Source organism: Chitinophaga niabensis, assembly GCF_900129465.1.
In the GTDB taxonomy this organism is placed as follows: Bacteria; Bacteroidota; Bacteroidia; order Chitinophagales; family Chitinophagaceae; genus Chitinophaga; species Chitinophaga niabensis.
In genome coordinates this window covers 775,527-790,889 of record NZ_FSRA01000001.1, presented here as the reverse complement: position 1 = coordinate 790,889, position 15,363 = coordinate 775,527, and the positions used below count along the sequence as shown (strand labels likewise).

General features: G+C 46.2%; 11 protein-coding genes. 9 read left to right on the top strand and 2 right to left on the bottom strand.

All coding sequences use genetic code 11. The annotated features are described in order from the left end of the window. Positions 1–9: 9 nt before the first annotated feature. The 8 genes from BUR42_RS03045 to BUR42_RS03010 all read left to right on the top strand — a co-directional run bounded on the left by BUR42_RS03045 (position 10) and on the right by BUR42_RS03010 (position 11,634). Positions 10–1,485, top strand: a complete 1,476-nt coding sequence (locus BUR42_RS03045; RefSeq protein WP_074237733.1) for a RagB/SusD family nutrient uptake outer membrane protein — start codon at positions 10–12, stop codon at positions 1,483–1,485. 28 nt (positions 1,486–1,513) lie between these two features. Continuing rightward, positions 1,514–2,467 (top strand): putative zinc-binding metallopeptidase, encoded by a 954-nt coding sequence (locus BUR42_RS03040; protein WP_074237732.1) that lies wholly within the window; start codon positions 1,514–1,516, stop codon positions 2,465–2,467. A gap of 45 nt (positions 2,468–2,512) precedes the next feature. Continuing rightward, entirely contained in the window at positions 2,513–3,574 is a 1,062-nt protein-coding gene (locus BUR42_RS03035; protein ID WP_074237730.1) for a hypothetical protein, read from the top strand. Between the two features lie 116 nt (positions 3,575–3,690). Beyond that, positions 3,691–4,275 (top strand): RNA polymerase sigma factor, encoded by a 585-nt coding sequence (locus BUR42_RS03030; protein WP_084185331.1) that lies wholly within the window; start codon positions 3,691–3,693, stop codon positions 4,273–4,275. A gap of 46 nt (positions 4,276–4,321) precedes the next feature. Continuing rightward, a complete protein-coding gene (locus BUR42_RS03025; RefSeq protein WP_074237727.1) occupies positions 4,322–5,485 on the top strand; it encodes a FecR family protein in 1,164 nt (387 codons plus the stop codon). Positions 5,486–5,654: 169 nt separating this feature from the next. Next, the gene (locus BUR42_RS03020; protein WP_159442204.1) at positions 5,655–8,996 is read left to right on the top strand and encodes a SusC/RagA family TonB-linked outer membrane protein; all 3,342 of its coding nucleotides are present in this window, start codon (positions 5,655–5,657) and stop codon (positions 8,994–8,996) included. Between the two features lie 9 nt (positions 8,997–9,005). Continuing rightward, complete coding sequence (locus tag BUR42_RS03015) at positions 9,006–10,442, top strand: RagB/SusD family nutrient uptake outer membrane protein (RefSeq protein WP_074237725.1); 1,437 nt, start codon at positions 9,006–9,008, stop codon at positions 10,440–10,442. Positions 10,443–10,509: 67 nt separating this feature from the next. Further along, a complete protein-coding gene (locus BUR42_RS03010) occupies positions 10,510–11,634 on the top strand; it encodes a TlpA disulfide reductase family protein (RefSeq protein ID WP_074237723.1) in 1,125 nt (374 codons plus the stop codon). Between the two features lie 6 nt (positions 11,635–11,640). On the opposite strand, the gene BUR42_RS03005 is transcribed toward BUR42_RS03010, so the two are convergent. Beyond that, positions 11,641–12,846, bottom strand: coding sequence for a right-handed parallel beta-helix repeat-containing protein (locus BUR42_RS03005; protein ID WP_074237722.1), 1,206 nt, complete (start codon positions 12,844–12,846; stop codon positions 11,641–11,643). Between the two features lie 305 nt (positions 12,847–13,151). Further along, positions 13,152–14,039 (bottom strand): AraC family transcriptional regulator, encoded by an 888-nt coding sequence (locus BUR42_RS03000; RefSeq protein WP_074237720.1) that lies wholly within the window; start codon positions 14,037–14,039, stop codon positions 13,152–13,154. A gap of 115 nt (positions 14,040–14,154) precedes the next feature. On the opposite strand from BUR42_RS03000, the gene BUR42_RS02995 reads away from it, so the two are divergent. Further along, positions 14,155–15,318: an alpha-hydroxy acid oxidase gene (locus tag BUR42_RS02995; protein ID WP_074237719.1), complete on the top strand. Its 1,164-nt coding sequence runs from the start codon at positions 14,155–14,157 to the stop codon at positions 15,316–15,318. Positions 15,319–15,363 lie beyond the last annotated feature (45 nt).

Sequence of the window (15,363 nt, the reverse complement as noted above, 5' to 3'; positions counted from 1 at the left end):
AAGAACAGCATGAAAAACAAAAACATATATCGCGTCCGATCTTCCCGGTTTATACTGGCGGGCGTGTTCGCAGCAGTACTGGCCATCAGCTCCTGTTCCAAATTCCTGGAAGAACCCGTGGACAACAGAACGTTGATCACCACCATCCCGGATATGGAAAAAACGCTGAATCAATTACAGCCATTTTCTGATCATCATTTTACGGATATCATGTCCGACGATTATATCTTCAGGGACCTGGCAGGGCATAATGTGGAACAGGCGGTAGAACAACTGCTGCCCATATTTGAACTGGCAATTACCCGGCAATCCCTCTCCGCGAACCGCTTTTTAAGCAGCGGGTTTAACCCCGTTACCGCTTTCAGGAGGTATTACAATTGTATCATCAACTCCCTGCTTATTATCAAAAAGGCGAAAGAATACAGGCCCTCAAATGATGCCGAAGCCAGGAGCATAGCGGCGATCACAGGGAAAGCAATGGCCATCAGGGCATACTGCAATTATATGCTGGTGAACCTGTTTGCCAAACAATATAATCCGGCCACTGCTGCAAATGATGTAGGCATACCATTCGTGGAAAGTTATGATGGCGCACCTGTAGTGCCTTATAAACAAGCAAGTGTACAGACTATCTATGCATCAGTGGAAACAGACCTGTTGGCTGCCCTTAACCTCGTAAATGAATCAGAATCCAGCAATCCGCAGTTTACATTCAGCAAGGAAGCCATCCTGGCTTTATTGTCCCGCGTGTACCTGAACAAAAAGGATTGGGATAAATGCATTCAATACTCCACACAGTTGCTGCTAAGACGTAATGTACCACTGAATGTAGGCCAGCTGAGAAAAACCATCAGGGACTATGCGCAGTACTCCAACGCTTATTTCAACCCTGCCAATGCGGCCTACATTATGATGGGTAATAACACCTATCAACTGATGGCTTATTTCTGGCATGGTCTGTACCCTTACCCTGCCAGGCAGGTAATGCAGCAGAACGGAGCGGACGATGCCAATGATTACATCATCCAAACCAGTGCATTGTTCAGTGATTTTGTACCGCAGAAATTAATGGTCTTCCAGCCTACTGACACCCGGAACGGGAACATGCCCTTACTCACTGTTGATGAAGTGTTATTTAACAGAGCAGAAGCAGAGATCGAGAAAAATAATGGCATCAACGACAACGCTAAAGCTGATCTGACCGTATTGATCAGGAATCAGAACTTCTCTACCAATACCGCCAATACCAAAGTAACCCAATTGAATGGACTTACTACCAGGGCAACGGCTATAGCCAATCTGCTATTATTAAAGAGGATCAGGTTTTCCAGTGAAGGAATGCGGTGGTTCGATATGAGAAGACATTCATTGCCTGTTGAACACGTAGGCCGCTCCGGCACCTACAAGATCGATGGCACCAAACCCGAAGATTATGTTATTCAACTGCCAACAGAAGAAATAACACGTAACCCGGGCCTTAACTAATCATTCAATGAACTTAAATTGCTTTACGATGAATAACTATAAAATTCCTGCTCTGATCCTGATCTGCCTGGTTATAGGGCTGATAGCCTGTAGGAAAAAGGAAGCCGCGCTTACCGCAGAAGTGGACCCGCCACCTGTATTTGATACGCGGACCCCACTGGGAGCAAAACAGAAAGAGATCTTCGATAAATATGGTGTGATCATTGAATACAAATGGAACCGCTTTGCCTACGCGCCGGATGTTGTGGCCAACCCTGCCAATGCAGAAGATGTACTCCCCTATCTTGAGTTGCTGGAGGAGCTTTTCTTTAAAGCCATGGACTCTGTATCAGGCCCACGCCTCACATCCAAAACGGAAACACCGGTAAGGATCCTGCTGATAGGAAACGGCCTCAACTATGGAGGGTCTGAAGACTTCGGAGAATCTACCGCCGGCCAGGCTGGTAATATCCAACCCAACAGGCTCACCCTGGGAGGGCTTACTCCTTTTGGAGAAGTGATCCGGGCTACAGGACCTACTGCGGATGCGGATTATATGAAAGCTATCTATGATGCCGCGCCATCCAGCTTTCCGAACGATGCAGGCCTGATCGGGTTCATTTACCATGAGTACACCCATTACCTGGACAGCAAACACCAGATCCCTGTAGGGTTTGAAAAACCATCTAAGGTAGAATACCTGCGGGGTTCTAACCAATACCTCAGGGTTTCATTGGCCACCGCTATTTCCAAAGGATTCTATATCCCTTATGGCATGCAGAATGAACATGAAGATTTTGCCACGTACGTACAGACCATCATCTGGAAATCGGACGCGGAAATGCAAACAACTTACATGAGGAACGATACCACCAGGGCTAAACACCAGCTGGTAACAAAGTACTTTACTGACCTTGGCATTCCTATCACGTCACTGAGGAATTATCTTACCAAACAATCCGTAAGGGACCGTTTGATTGCATTGAAAAGAAAATATGAATAGTAGAGACTATTGTTCAACTATTTCAAAATCTATCATTTATTCTTTATGAACAGACTTATCAAAATACTACATAAACCGGCAGTGATAGCCCTGGCTGTAATGGCCACGGTCTCCTTCTCCTGCCAGAAAAAGCTGGACTACACCAAACCGGCGGATGGCAATACTTTCGAAAAAGATAAAGTGGCCGCGTTCAAGGTACTGACGGATAATGAGGATGCGCTTTGGGCCTGGGAAATGCCCAGCAGCCTCACGGGCAATACATTTCCAAGCATATTGCTCCAGTTCTTTAAAGATTCTACCGCCAATATCTATTCTATATTCGCGGACGGAATTGTAGCAGATCTGCAAAAGTTACGGGCTTCCGGAACCTTAACACCTGCAGAATCTTCCCAGGCACTGTCTCTGATCAATACTTTTGCCCCTTACCCTGATAATCAGCTGAGAGATATACTGGAAAACCCGGCCAACATCACTTTCAAAAACAGGACCCTGGCTTTATTACCCAATTATCCGGGCTTTAATTCTCAGGGCATATATGTAGAAGAAACAGATGGTGCATTTGATATGAATGGTCCCGTGCAACTGAGCCTTACTTTTCATAACAGTTTCCTGCTGTCCCTTTTAAAGGAGAACGGCGCGCTGGATTTTGATTTCAGGGTAATGAGGGCTGTACCGGATACTGTAATATTAGATGGATATTATGCCAACAATGCGAATAAAAAATCCACCTTGTACAAAACGCTCGAAACACCGGTTAACTTTAGGGACGGCTCTAACATCCTCATGAGAGTGAACCCGTCAAAAGCACTGGTTTCCCTGAGAGTAGACGGAACGGCCATTCCAACTCCTGCTGGATTCAGGTCCGGGCTCGATTTCTTCTACAGGGCGTTCAACCAGTCTTTTAATGCTAAAAAAGGTTATGGTTTTGCCGCAAACGGAGTTGGTACTGCAGTGATGCCGGATGTATTAAAATCTGCTAAGATCGTAACAGTGAAAAGCTTTTTCAATGGCAACCCGCTTACCGCTCCATCCGGAACTGTTTTGGTAACCATGACGGTTAATAATAATGACGGATCAGTGAAGGATATAACCTTTGTGAAGGACTAAAGATCTTTTTCTAATAAGAAGGGTTTAGTGGCGGAATGCTGCTAAACCCTTTTTTAATTACCTACTTATGGAATTTTGCCATAGTTTGCGCAGAATAATCTTCTAATTATAGATAATTGTCATCTAACCAACCATATAGTGAAAAGGATTTGTTTTTGCGTATTGCTGAGGGAAACGAAACAGCTTTTGCCACCTTATTTAATCTATACTCCACGCCTTTAGCTACAATTGCTTTGCGGATGCTTCATAGCGGACCGGCAAAACAGGAGGTGATGCAGGAAGTTTTCATAAAACTATGGTTGAACAGGGACCGGTTAAAAGAGGTACAGCATCCCGGCGCCTGGCTGAGGAAGATCACCATTCATGAGTGCTTACAATATCTCCGTAAAACTTCGCTATACAATAGTAAACTGGAAAGTCTTGAACCGGAGGGCACAAGTTTTAACCATGCCCTGCACGCCATTTCAGTCAAAGAAATACAACTTGCAGTGAAGCAGGCCCTGGAGGTTATGCCCTCCCAGCGCAGGGCCATTTATGAATTAAGCAGGGGAAAAGGCATGGCCACGAAAGAAATAGCCGCTCAACTTGGTCTTTCAGACGGATATGTACGCAATGCCATCAGCGCCGCCCTTTCCACCATCCGCAGCTTTCTGCCGGACTCCCTGCAGTTACCGGCAATTATATTTTTATTGTTTTTTTAGAAACGATAGTGACAACTCATTTTCTCCCGCATCTTATTAACAGAGCATGGATAATACACGTATATACTACCTGGCCGGGCAATATCTGAAAAAAAGCCTTACTGAAACAGAGCAGGCAGAATTTCAGCATCTGTTACATGATCCGGAACACCAGGAGGCGTTCCAGACTGCTTTTGAAGAAATGGCAGGCGAACTGGACATGAATATCGCCCAGGATAAAGATCTGTTGCCGTTGCTGGAGCGATCCCTCAACAGCGACAGGGTGCAACACCGCATTCGCTTCCTGCCCCGCAGAAGACTGAGCTGGGCTGCAGCTTCCATCATCCTGCTGCTTGCTGCAGGTGCTTACTTCCGGACTACCCAAAAGAAAAATATGCCCCAGCCTGCTATAGCCACGGTGATATCACCTGGCAAACAAGGCGCCATTCTCACACTGGCTGATGGCTCCCAGGTAGTGCTGGACAGCCTGGGCAATGGGGTGGTTGCTAAACAGAACGGTGCCAGTATCGTATTAATGAATGGCCAACTTGCCTATGATCCTGCTGAAAACGCATCGGGAGAGATTGTATTTAATACGATATCGACTCCTAAAGGCAGGCAATTCCAGGTGACCCTTCCGGATGGAACACGGGTATGGTTAAATGCAGCCAGTTCGCTCCGGTACCCTACGGCATTTGCCGGTAAGGAAAGGGAAGTGGAAATTACCGGCGAAGCTTATTTTGAAGTAGCGAAGAACGCGCAAATGCCATTTATGGTGAGCGTAAACAATAAAGCCGGGATCCAGGTACTGGGCACACATTTTAACGTGAATGCCTATAAAAATGAGAATGCCATTGCTACCACATTGCTGGAAGGATCTGTGCGTGTTGCACAATATGGAACAACATCAGGGAATGTGATCCTTCAACCCGGCCAGCAGGCACAAATAACAGGTGCATCCGGTATAAAAGTCATTGAAAATGCCAATATAGATAAAGTCATCGCCTGGAAGAATGGCTTGTTCCACTTCGAAGGAACTTCTCTCGCTGAGATCATGCGCCAGTTGGAACGTTGGTATGATATTGAAGTAGTGTATGAAAAAGGCATTCCTGATATTGAATTTGAAGGGGAAATGACTAAGGACGTTTCGTTAAATGGTTTATTGGTAATGCTCGGAAAAACAGAACTGCATTTTCGTATAGAGGGTAGAAAATTAATAGTATATGAATAAAAAACCGTTACAGGGACTAGCTGCAACGGTACATAGATCCAATTGATCAAAAACGGTCTTACAACCAATTTATTAACAACCAAATCTGCTGCAATTTATGCAAAAAAAATGCTATTGGGCACCTATGCGCCCGGGGGAATGGCGTACGCTTACCAAAATCATGAGGGTTATGCGATTAACTGTCTTTTTATTAACCATTGCTTTTATTCATGCTCATGCTGCCGTCAGGGCGCAGAATGTTACTATTTCCGGCAGGGACTTAAGTTTAAAACAAGTTTTTACTGCCATTAAAAAACAAACCGGCTATGTGCTGTTTAATCAGAAAGGAGTGCTTGCTGATACCAGGCCGGTGTCTCTCTCTGTCCGTGATCTGCCCTTGCGGGACCTGTTAGAAACGGTCTTTAAAGATCAGCCTGTGGAATTTGTAATTGAAGGCAAAACTATCCTTGTTTCCCGGAAACGCTCTGCGATGCCGGTTAAACAACCTACTCCGGCCGCTGAAAGTTCCATCCCTGCATTCATCCCTGTGCATGGCATTATTCGTTCTGTCACCGGTCAGCCTTTGCCGGGTGTAAATATCATAATACAGGGAACAAATAAAGGAACTACTTCTGCCGCTAACGGTTCATTTTCTATTAATGCTAATGAGGGAGATGTTCTTAAGATTTCCGCTGTTGGGTTTGCCCCGCTTAGTCTCCGGTTTGTGAACGGAAATTTCCAGCTTGCCAAAGAAGACAGTCCCTCCAAACTGGTCTCCGGCAATCCTTCTTCTCTCAGTATCCACCTGGCGGCAAGCACTTCCCCATTGGACGAAGTGCAGGTGACAGCCTATGGCACAACCACAAAACGGTTCAATGCCGGCAACATTACTACTATTACCTCTAAAGACATTGAAAAGAATCCTGTAAATAATGTACTGGAAGCATTGCAAGGCAAGGTGCCTGGTTTGTTCATCCAGCAGGTTACCGGCCAGCCCGGGGGAGCTTTTACTGTGAGAATGCGTGGCTCCGCCAACCTGTTCACCGGGGCTACACAACCCATGATCATTGTGGATGGCGTACGTTATCCCGGCAGTACTTTGCCACTTTCCACCAATACTTCATATGGTACGCAAAATTTCCTGCAGGGTGGCAGCGGCCTGAATTACATCAATCCAAATGATATTGAAAGCATTGATGTGCTCAAAGATGTGGATGCAACAGCCATCTATGGCTCCTCCGGAGCTTATGGCGTGATCCTCATCACCACCAAAAGATCAAAGGCAGCCCAGCAATCTTTTAACGCAAATATTTACACCGGCGTATCTGTCAATGGCCGTACTCCCTCTTTACTCAATACCGATCAGTACCTGATGCTTCGCCGGGAAGCGCTGAAGAATGATAATATTACCGGACCTCCGACTGATAATGATCTGAACGGCACATGGCCTGCTGACCGTTATACCGATTGGCAAAAGGAATTTATGGGTAAGGCTGCAGTGACCACTAATGCCAATCTTTCTTACAGTGGAGGTGCTCAGAACGTAACTTACCTGATCAGCGGAAGCATCCGGGATATGGGTAACATACAACGGCACCGGGGAACAAACAGGGATGGCTCACTTCGGTTTGCTTTAAATACGTCCACGGCTAACAACAAATTCAACATGGCCTTAACCGGCACTTATCTCTCCTCCAAAAATGATATGGTGCCCTATGACTTCTCCGTTAGCGCGCTTACACCACCCAATGCACCACCACCCTATAATAAAGACGGGAGCATTAACTGGGCAGCCATTGGAAGCGACCTCAACAGCAGCGGAACGGCAAGTAACGCCAACAGGCTGTATGAGAACCGCACAAGTAATCTCCTCGCTAATGCAACCCTCACCTACCGGCCGATTAAAAAGATTACGCTGCGCAGTATTTTCGGATACAATACCATCAGCGGAAAGGAACTGATCGGTTATCCCACTTCTGTATTCAACCCCAGCAATACACAGGCTGCTACACAAACCGTGGGCATCTTACATCAGTATAACACCCGCTCTTTCACTATTTCACCGTATGGTGAGTTTAGTACTTTTATTGGTAAGAAAGGCGATTTCAGCGTTAAACTGGGTGGAGAGATCAACAACCGGATCACCTATTTTGACGACATCACCGGTACAGGATTCCCAACGGATGCCTTGCTGAACAATCCTTCTGTCGGTTCCAGTGTAACCACCAATTATAATCTAACTGAATACCGCTCGATTGGTATGTACGGTATTATAAAATTCGTGTGGGACAATAAATATATTATCGACATCAATACCCGGCGGGATGGTTCCACCAAATTCGGTCCTGGCCGCCGTATTGGAAATTTTGGTTCTGCGGCACTGGCCTGGATCTTCAGCGGGGAAAAGCTGATCAGCGATCATCTGCCATGGCTTAGCTTTGGTAAGTTAAGAGTGAGCAGCGGCATTGTGGGTGGTGATGCGATCGGCGATTTCCGGTACCTGGGAACATATAGCGTGATAGGCGGAACCTATGATGGAAAGGTGGGATTAGGTCCTAACTCACTTCCCAACCCGGTGCTGAACTGGGAACGTAACTTTAATTCTGAAGCAGGTCTTGAACTGGGCTTTTTAAAAGACCGGATCATATTGGACCTTAGCTATTACCAGAACAGGGCAGGCAATCAACTGTTGGAGCAGCCCTTATCCAGTGTTACCGGCTATACCAGGTATGCATTGAATTCAGATGCATTGATCCGCACCAGCGGTATGGAGATCAGCCTGAACACCACTAACTTCAAAACAAAGGATTTCACCTGGTCTACCAGGTTCAATATTTCATTACCTGAAAGCAAGCTGCTCAGGGTACCTACCCAAAGCAACCAGAATTCGAACTATGTACTGAATAAACCTGTTACCGGCATACTACTCTATAAATATAACGGAGTGAACCCACAAACGGGGAACTATAGTTTCACTGATGCTAAAGGCAATGTTTCTGATTTTACGGGCGGATTAACGCAGGCAGATAAAACCGAATTCATAGATCTGGCGCCGAAGTACTTTGGCGGGCTGCAAAATAGCTTTACTTATAAACAACTGACGCTGGATTTCTCTTTTAATTTCACCAACCGCATGGGCAAGAATTTCCTTGGCCAAACCGTTTTCCCTTTTGGAATATATGGCCTGAATGGTTCTACCATGTGGTTGCGCCGCTGGCAAAAGCCAGGGGACGTAACAGACATTCCTAAGCTGACCACACAATTCACCAGCTATTTCCGGCAGGACCTGCTGACGAATAGCACCGGCGCCTACAGCAGGGCAACTTATGCACGATTGCAGAATGTGAGCATCCGTTACAATCTCCCTGCAGAGATCAGTAAAAAAATGCATCTCAAAAACCTGTCTGTTTACGTGCAGGGGCAAAACCTGCTCACCATATCTGAGTTTGAGGGCCTGGACCCTGAAAACTTAAACGCGGGTGTGATCCCCCCATTGCGTGTATTTACCGGCGGAATCAATGTAACACTTTAATGCACTCACATGAAGAAGATATTCAGTTTTTCAAAATACCTGCTTACACTCAGCATCGCATTAAGCAGTTGTGAATCCTATCTCGATGGCACTCAGCTGCCAGCCAATACCATCGCAGCTGTAGATGTATATTCCAGTGACAATACCACATCAACGGTTGTCACAGGAGTTTATTTGACAATGAATAATTCAGGACCCTTTCAGGGTTCTGCAAGTGGTAACATCGGTTATACGCTTGGCTTATACACCGATGAACTTCGCAGTTTGCTTTCCGGTAATTTTGCAGATGTATTCTACAAGAACGCCATCCAAAGCGGGCAAAGCGGCAACTGGTCAGACCTGTACAAAAAACTCTTTACGGTGAACACAGCCATTGACGGCATTAACACCAGTAAGGGTAACCTGGTTTACCAGGACCAATGGCTGGGTGAGTGCTATTTCCTGCGTGCCTATTTTTACTATTACCTGGTGAATATCTATGGTCCGGTGCCGCTGGCGCTTACTAACGATTATGCCATCAACAATAGATTATCCCGCTCTCCGGAAACAGATGTATACAAACAGATCATCGCTGATCTTAAAATGGCACAATCGCTTTTAAGCAACGAATACAAAAATGGTTATGGTCTTACCACCTCTAACCGGTTCCGGCCTAATAAGGCTGTGGCCACAGCCATGCTGGCAAGGGCATATCTGTATGCAAAAGACTGGGTGAACGCTGAAGCCCAGGCAACGGCAACTATCAGCAACACGGATTACAGTATCTTACCACTGAACCAGGTGTTCCTCGCCAACAGTAAGGAAACCATCTGGGCACTGGCCACCAACAGTCCGAAAGTGACTAATGAATACGCTTTTTACAACGGCGGCATGCCTGCCATTATCACACCACCGCAAACTCCCGGGTCTTCATTTGTGTACGCATCGTTAAGCAGCTTTCTGATCAATACTTTTGAGCCTGGCGATGCGCGTTTCAACAACTGGGTGCGTACATCTACAGTAGCAGCATCTGGCACAACCCCTGCAACAGTCTATTATTTCCCTGGTAAATACAAGTCTTCCGCCACCAACGCAGAATACCAGATCATGTTAAGGCTTTCAGAGCAATACCTGATCCGGGCAGAAGCAAGGGCCATGCAAAATAAAGATAATGCAGTAGACGATCTGAATGTTGTGCGGCTGCGCGCAGGCCTGCAGGGTTTGCCAGCAGGTACGCAAGCCACTCTCCTTACCGCCATTAATAAGGAAAGACAAACCGAACTATTTACAGAATGCGGCCACCGGTTCTTTGACCTGAAGCGGACGGGGACCATTGATGCCGTGATGGCTACAGTGGCTCCCACCAAACCTACTACCTGGCAGCCTTACATGGCATACTGGCCCATTCCGCCAGGTGATCTTCTGCAAAATCCAAACCTAAGCCCTAACCCGGGATATTTACAATAACATATCCATCAAACAGGATGGCCGCGCGCCGTCCTGTTTGTTTTCTATAACTATTAGCTGAATTTTCATGAAAGTATTACTTCTATTCGCAGCACTGTTTGCACAATCCAACGAATACACACTGACCATTAAACTTAATAAACTCAAAAAACCGGCGAAGGCATATCTGATCAAAGACTATGGCTGGACTAATCAACAGGTACTGGATTCTGCCGAAATACAAAAAAATACTTTCCGGTTCAGCGGTCAGTTGGATGAACCCTCGAAAGTACATGTGCTCATTGATCATAGCGGGCAGGGCATCACTAAATGGGAGAAAACTGCAGATGTTCTGGACCTCTACCTGGAAAAAGGTTCTACTGAAATTGCCGGCAATGACTTGATTAAAAATGCCAAGATCAAAGGAGGGCCTGTGAACCGTGATCACCACTTTTATAAACAGGTTGTATTACCTCCCCTGGAACGGATAACTCAAAGTATCAATTCCAGCTACCTCGCTGCTTCAGATCAGCAAAAAAAGGACCCGAAATTTATGGATTCACTGATGAAAGGATATCGTGCGGCAGCAAAAGAAACAGATTCACTTAAATATGTTTTTATCCGTCAGCATCCGGATTCCTACATCAGCCTGGAGGCTTTGATAGAAGTGGCTGGTAAAGATGTAGATGTGCCACACATTGAGCCAGTTTTCAAAACACTCTCCCCTTCCGTACGCAGTACCAGAACTGCCAGGGAATTTGCGAAAACACTCTATGATCTGGGACCACTTTCGATCGGGGCAATTGCTCCTGATTTTTCGCAGCAGGATGTGAACGATAAGCCGGTTAAACTTTCCGATTTCAGGGGCAAGTATGTACTGCTGGATTTCTGGGCTTCCTGGTGCGGACCCTGCCGGGCTGAAAATCCTAACGTGGTGAAAGCTTTTCATGCGTATGCAGATAAGAACTTTACAGTACTGGGCGTTTCGCTGGACCAGCCGGGCAAAAAGGCGGCATGGCTTGCTGCTATTGAGAAAGATGGTTTACCCTGGGTGCAGGTATCAGACCTGCAGTTTTGGAATAATGCAGCTGCCAAACTCTACCAGGTGCGTGCCATTCCGCAGAATTTCCTGATCGACCCTAACGGAAAGATTGTTGCTAAAAATCTCCGGGGAGAAGAGCTGGAAGAGAAACTGAAGGCCTTGCTGAAATAAGTGTGACTATTTTATTTCATAGGCCCCTATTGCCCGGGCAGATAAGAATTTTTTTCCGGCATGGTCCTTCTGCGGGTATTGTGATCTGTACCCGGTACCTGCAGCAGGACTTTTGCCGGTTATAGCAAAATCTTCTTTATCCGCATTCCTGAACAACGGATCTTTGCCAGTTATACTATTGCTTTCTATAGATGGTAATTGTGGAGAAATGTTACCCTTATGAAACCAGAGGTTATTAGAGAAAGTAAAACTTTCCGGTTCGGTGCCGGGGCCAATACTGCAAGCCACACTCACTCTGTCATCCAGGCAAATTATATTGTTCCTGAAAACATTATCGCTACATTTCACAAAACGCGCCGTATCCCTGTTCTCCTGCAAAATACGGATCGCCCATCTGCCTGGTTTATAGAGCGTATTGTTCATTACCTCTGACCGGATACACCCAACAAAGGCTATAGGCACTTCTGCGCCGATAAATACATTGCTATGAACTTTCAGGTCAGCTGCCTCCCAGGTAGCGTCAGCTGGCCTGAAAAAAGCCTGCCCTGTGCTACCGCCGAGATTGATAGCCCTGCTGCCTGCATGCTTAAATACACAGCCCTCCACGCGTATGTTGCTGCTGCCTCCCTTCATTTGCACGGCATTAGACCCCATGTTCTCAAAGCGGCATTGCCTAATAACACTGTTATGGCAACCGACCATATCAATGCCGCTTCCTCCTTTAGAACCGTTGAGGAAGGTACATTGCTCAATGATAAGATCATCTGCCCCTGAAAGTTTCAGCAGATCGTTGTTACCTGTAGCGGCCATATCGCGGAAAATACACTGGCGGAATCTGATATGATGTGTGGGTGTTTCGTATGTAGCACCATCATCTATGTTGAGTCCGTTGCCTGTCTGTCCGGCAAATACAAATCCTTCTATGTGCAGGTAGGCCAGATCGCTGCCTCTCCAGGCAGCAGTACCTCCTTCAAATAATACGTTCTTCTCTGCAATGATGCAGATCCATTTTTTAGCTGTCCCCTGCAGACTGCCGAGAGACTGATCACCCCGGTAGGTACCGGTATGTACGAGGATGGTATCGCCGGGAGCGGCGGCTTTTGCAGCAGCGGTAAGATCTGTATAAGGCTGCCCCTGACCTGTATGGAGCACTTTGGCTGATAAGAGGCCGTTTAAGCAGGAAAGTAGCAGGAGGAGGGATAAGGAACGCATAGAACCTAAAAATAGGATAATTCCCCTCCTTTTCCCCCTTTTCCGGGAAACCGCTATCCTATCCCCTGATTCCTATATCCCTATATCGCTGAAAGCTCATTCCTATATCATTCTACCAGCATTCCTATATCGTTTGGATATAGGAATGCCATAGGAGGGATATAGGAATGCTGGAACAGCGATATAGGAGTGATATAGGACAATATAACCATTGAGCCAGGTGGACGCTAATAATCAAAAAAAAACCGATTCGTTTTGAATTCAAAACGAATCGGTTGAATAGGATTCATATCCCTGGCAAGATTTTACCCTAAAACCGGCTCCTGCCTGTCCATATAATACTTCCTGTGCGCCAATGGCGTTTTGCCCGTAATGGATTTAAAATGCCTGTTGAAATTGGAGAAACTGTTATACCCGCAATCGTAACAGATCTCTGCCACGCTTTTATTGGTTTCTGCCAGCAGTTTACAGGCCTTCCCTATCCTGATCTCTATCAGGAACTCAGAAAACGTTTTCCTGACCCTTGATTTAAAATACCGGCAGAACGATTGCTCACTCAGGTGTGCCACTTCCGCGATCTCCTGCAGGCTGATCTGCCTGGAAAAATTATTGAGGATGTACTGGTAGATATTATTCAGCCTTTCTGTTTCCATAGGGCTATATTCAAACAACAACCCCTTGCTGCATACCGGTTTGGTATCTTTAGAGAAAGCGATCGTATGCAGGATCTGCATCAACCCGATGATACGTTCCGCACGTTTGGCGGGCAGCAATTTCTTCATCATATCACTTACGCGAGCCTTTGCAGTTGCTTTGATCCTGATCCCCTGCCCTGCCTTTTCCAGCAACCTGGCAATGGACTGGTTTTCCGGTAATGCAAAGAAGTGTTCGCCAAAACAACCGGGTAAAAAATGGATAACGATCGCCTCCACTTTTAAGGAAGAGCCTTTCTTCAGGAACTTTTCATCGCTGCGCCATAAATGTGGCAGGCCGCTGCCTAACAACAACATATCGCCACTTTCAAAATGACCTACGTTATCGCCAATGAATAACTGCCCTGATCCTTTTATGATGTACACCAATTCTATCTCCGGGTGATAATGCCACTTATCATAAAAATGCGGCACCACATCGTACCGGACGCTGAAAGAATGCTCCTGTGTTAAAGGGATCTTTAAAAGATGAATATTCAATTGATACTATAATGATATTAAAAAATCCTAAAAAGCGACAATATATGTGAAGATAGTGCAAATTAAGGCGAATACACTTACATTCCTCATTCCCCCGAGAGGTTATCTTTATCGCATGAAAACACAATCATACGATCCACGTTATCCCGGCATGGACGACCTGATCAAAAAAGCCAAAAGCCGTATCCCGAAGTTCGCCTTTGAATACCTCGATGGCGGCTGTAATGAAGATGTTAATCTTTATAAAAACACTTCGGAGATCCGCGAAGTGGAACTGATCCCTAACTACCTGGCGAAACAACAACCCGTTAATATGAAAACGGAACTTTTCGGCCATGTATACGATGCACCTTTCGGCATCTCTCCCGTTGGGTTACAGGGGCTGATATGGCCAGGCTCCCCGGAAATCCTTGCTAAATCTGCATTTGAAAATAATATTCCGTTCATCTTAAGTACAGTAAGTACCAGTACCATTGAGCGGATCAGTGAAATTACCGAAGGCCGTGCCTGGTACCAGCTCTACCACCCTGCCGAGAACTCCCTGCGGGACAAGATCATTCAGCGGGCTGAAGCAGCACATTGCCCTGTACTGGTGATACTCAGCGATGTGCCTACTTTTGGCTACCGCCCCCGGGATATCAGGAATGGACTGGCCATGCCTCCGCGCATGACGCTTCGGAATATCCTGCAAATTATGGGCAGGCCGCATTGGGCTATCAATACACTGATACAGGGGCAACCTTCTTTCCAGATCCTGAAGCCCTATATGCCTAAAGGTCTTAACATGCAGAAGCTGGGTGCATTTATGGACGCAACTTTCAATGGCAAGCTGGATGAAGAAAAAATAAAACCCATCAGGGATATGTGGAAGGGTAAACTGGTGATCAAAGGCATTGCCGGAGAGCAGGATACGGAAGCGGCCATCCGCCTGGGCCTGGATGGTATTATTGTTTCCAACCATGGTGGCAGGCAGCTGGATGCCGGAGAATCAGCGATCCACTCCCTGCAAAGGATTGTACCGAAGTATAAGGACAAGATCACTATCATGATGGACAGCGGGATCAGGACCGGGCCGGATATTGCCCGTACCATTGCTTCCGGGGCACAGTTCACTTTTATGGGAAGAACATTTATGTACGGCGTTGCTGCTATGGGAAAAAATGGCGGAGACCATACCATCGCTATCCTGAAAAAGCAATTGACGCAAGTGATGGCACAGGTAGGATGTAACACTCCTGCGGAACTGGAGAGATACCTGGTGCAAAGAGAAGCAAAATAGAAAAGAGGTGTATAATATTTAAGCCGTATAGATCACATGATCTAT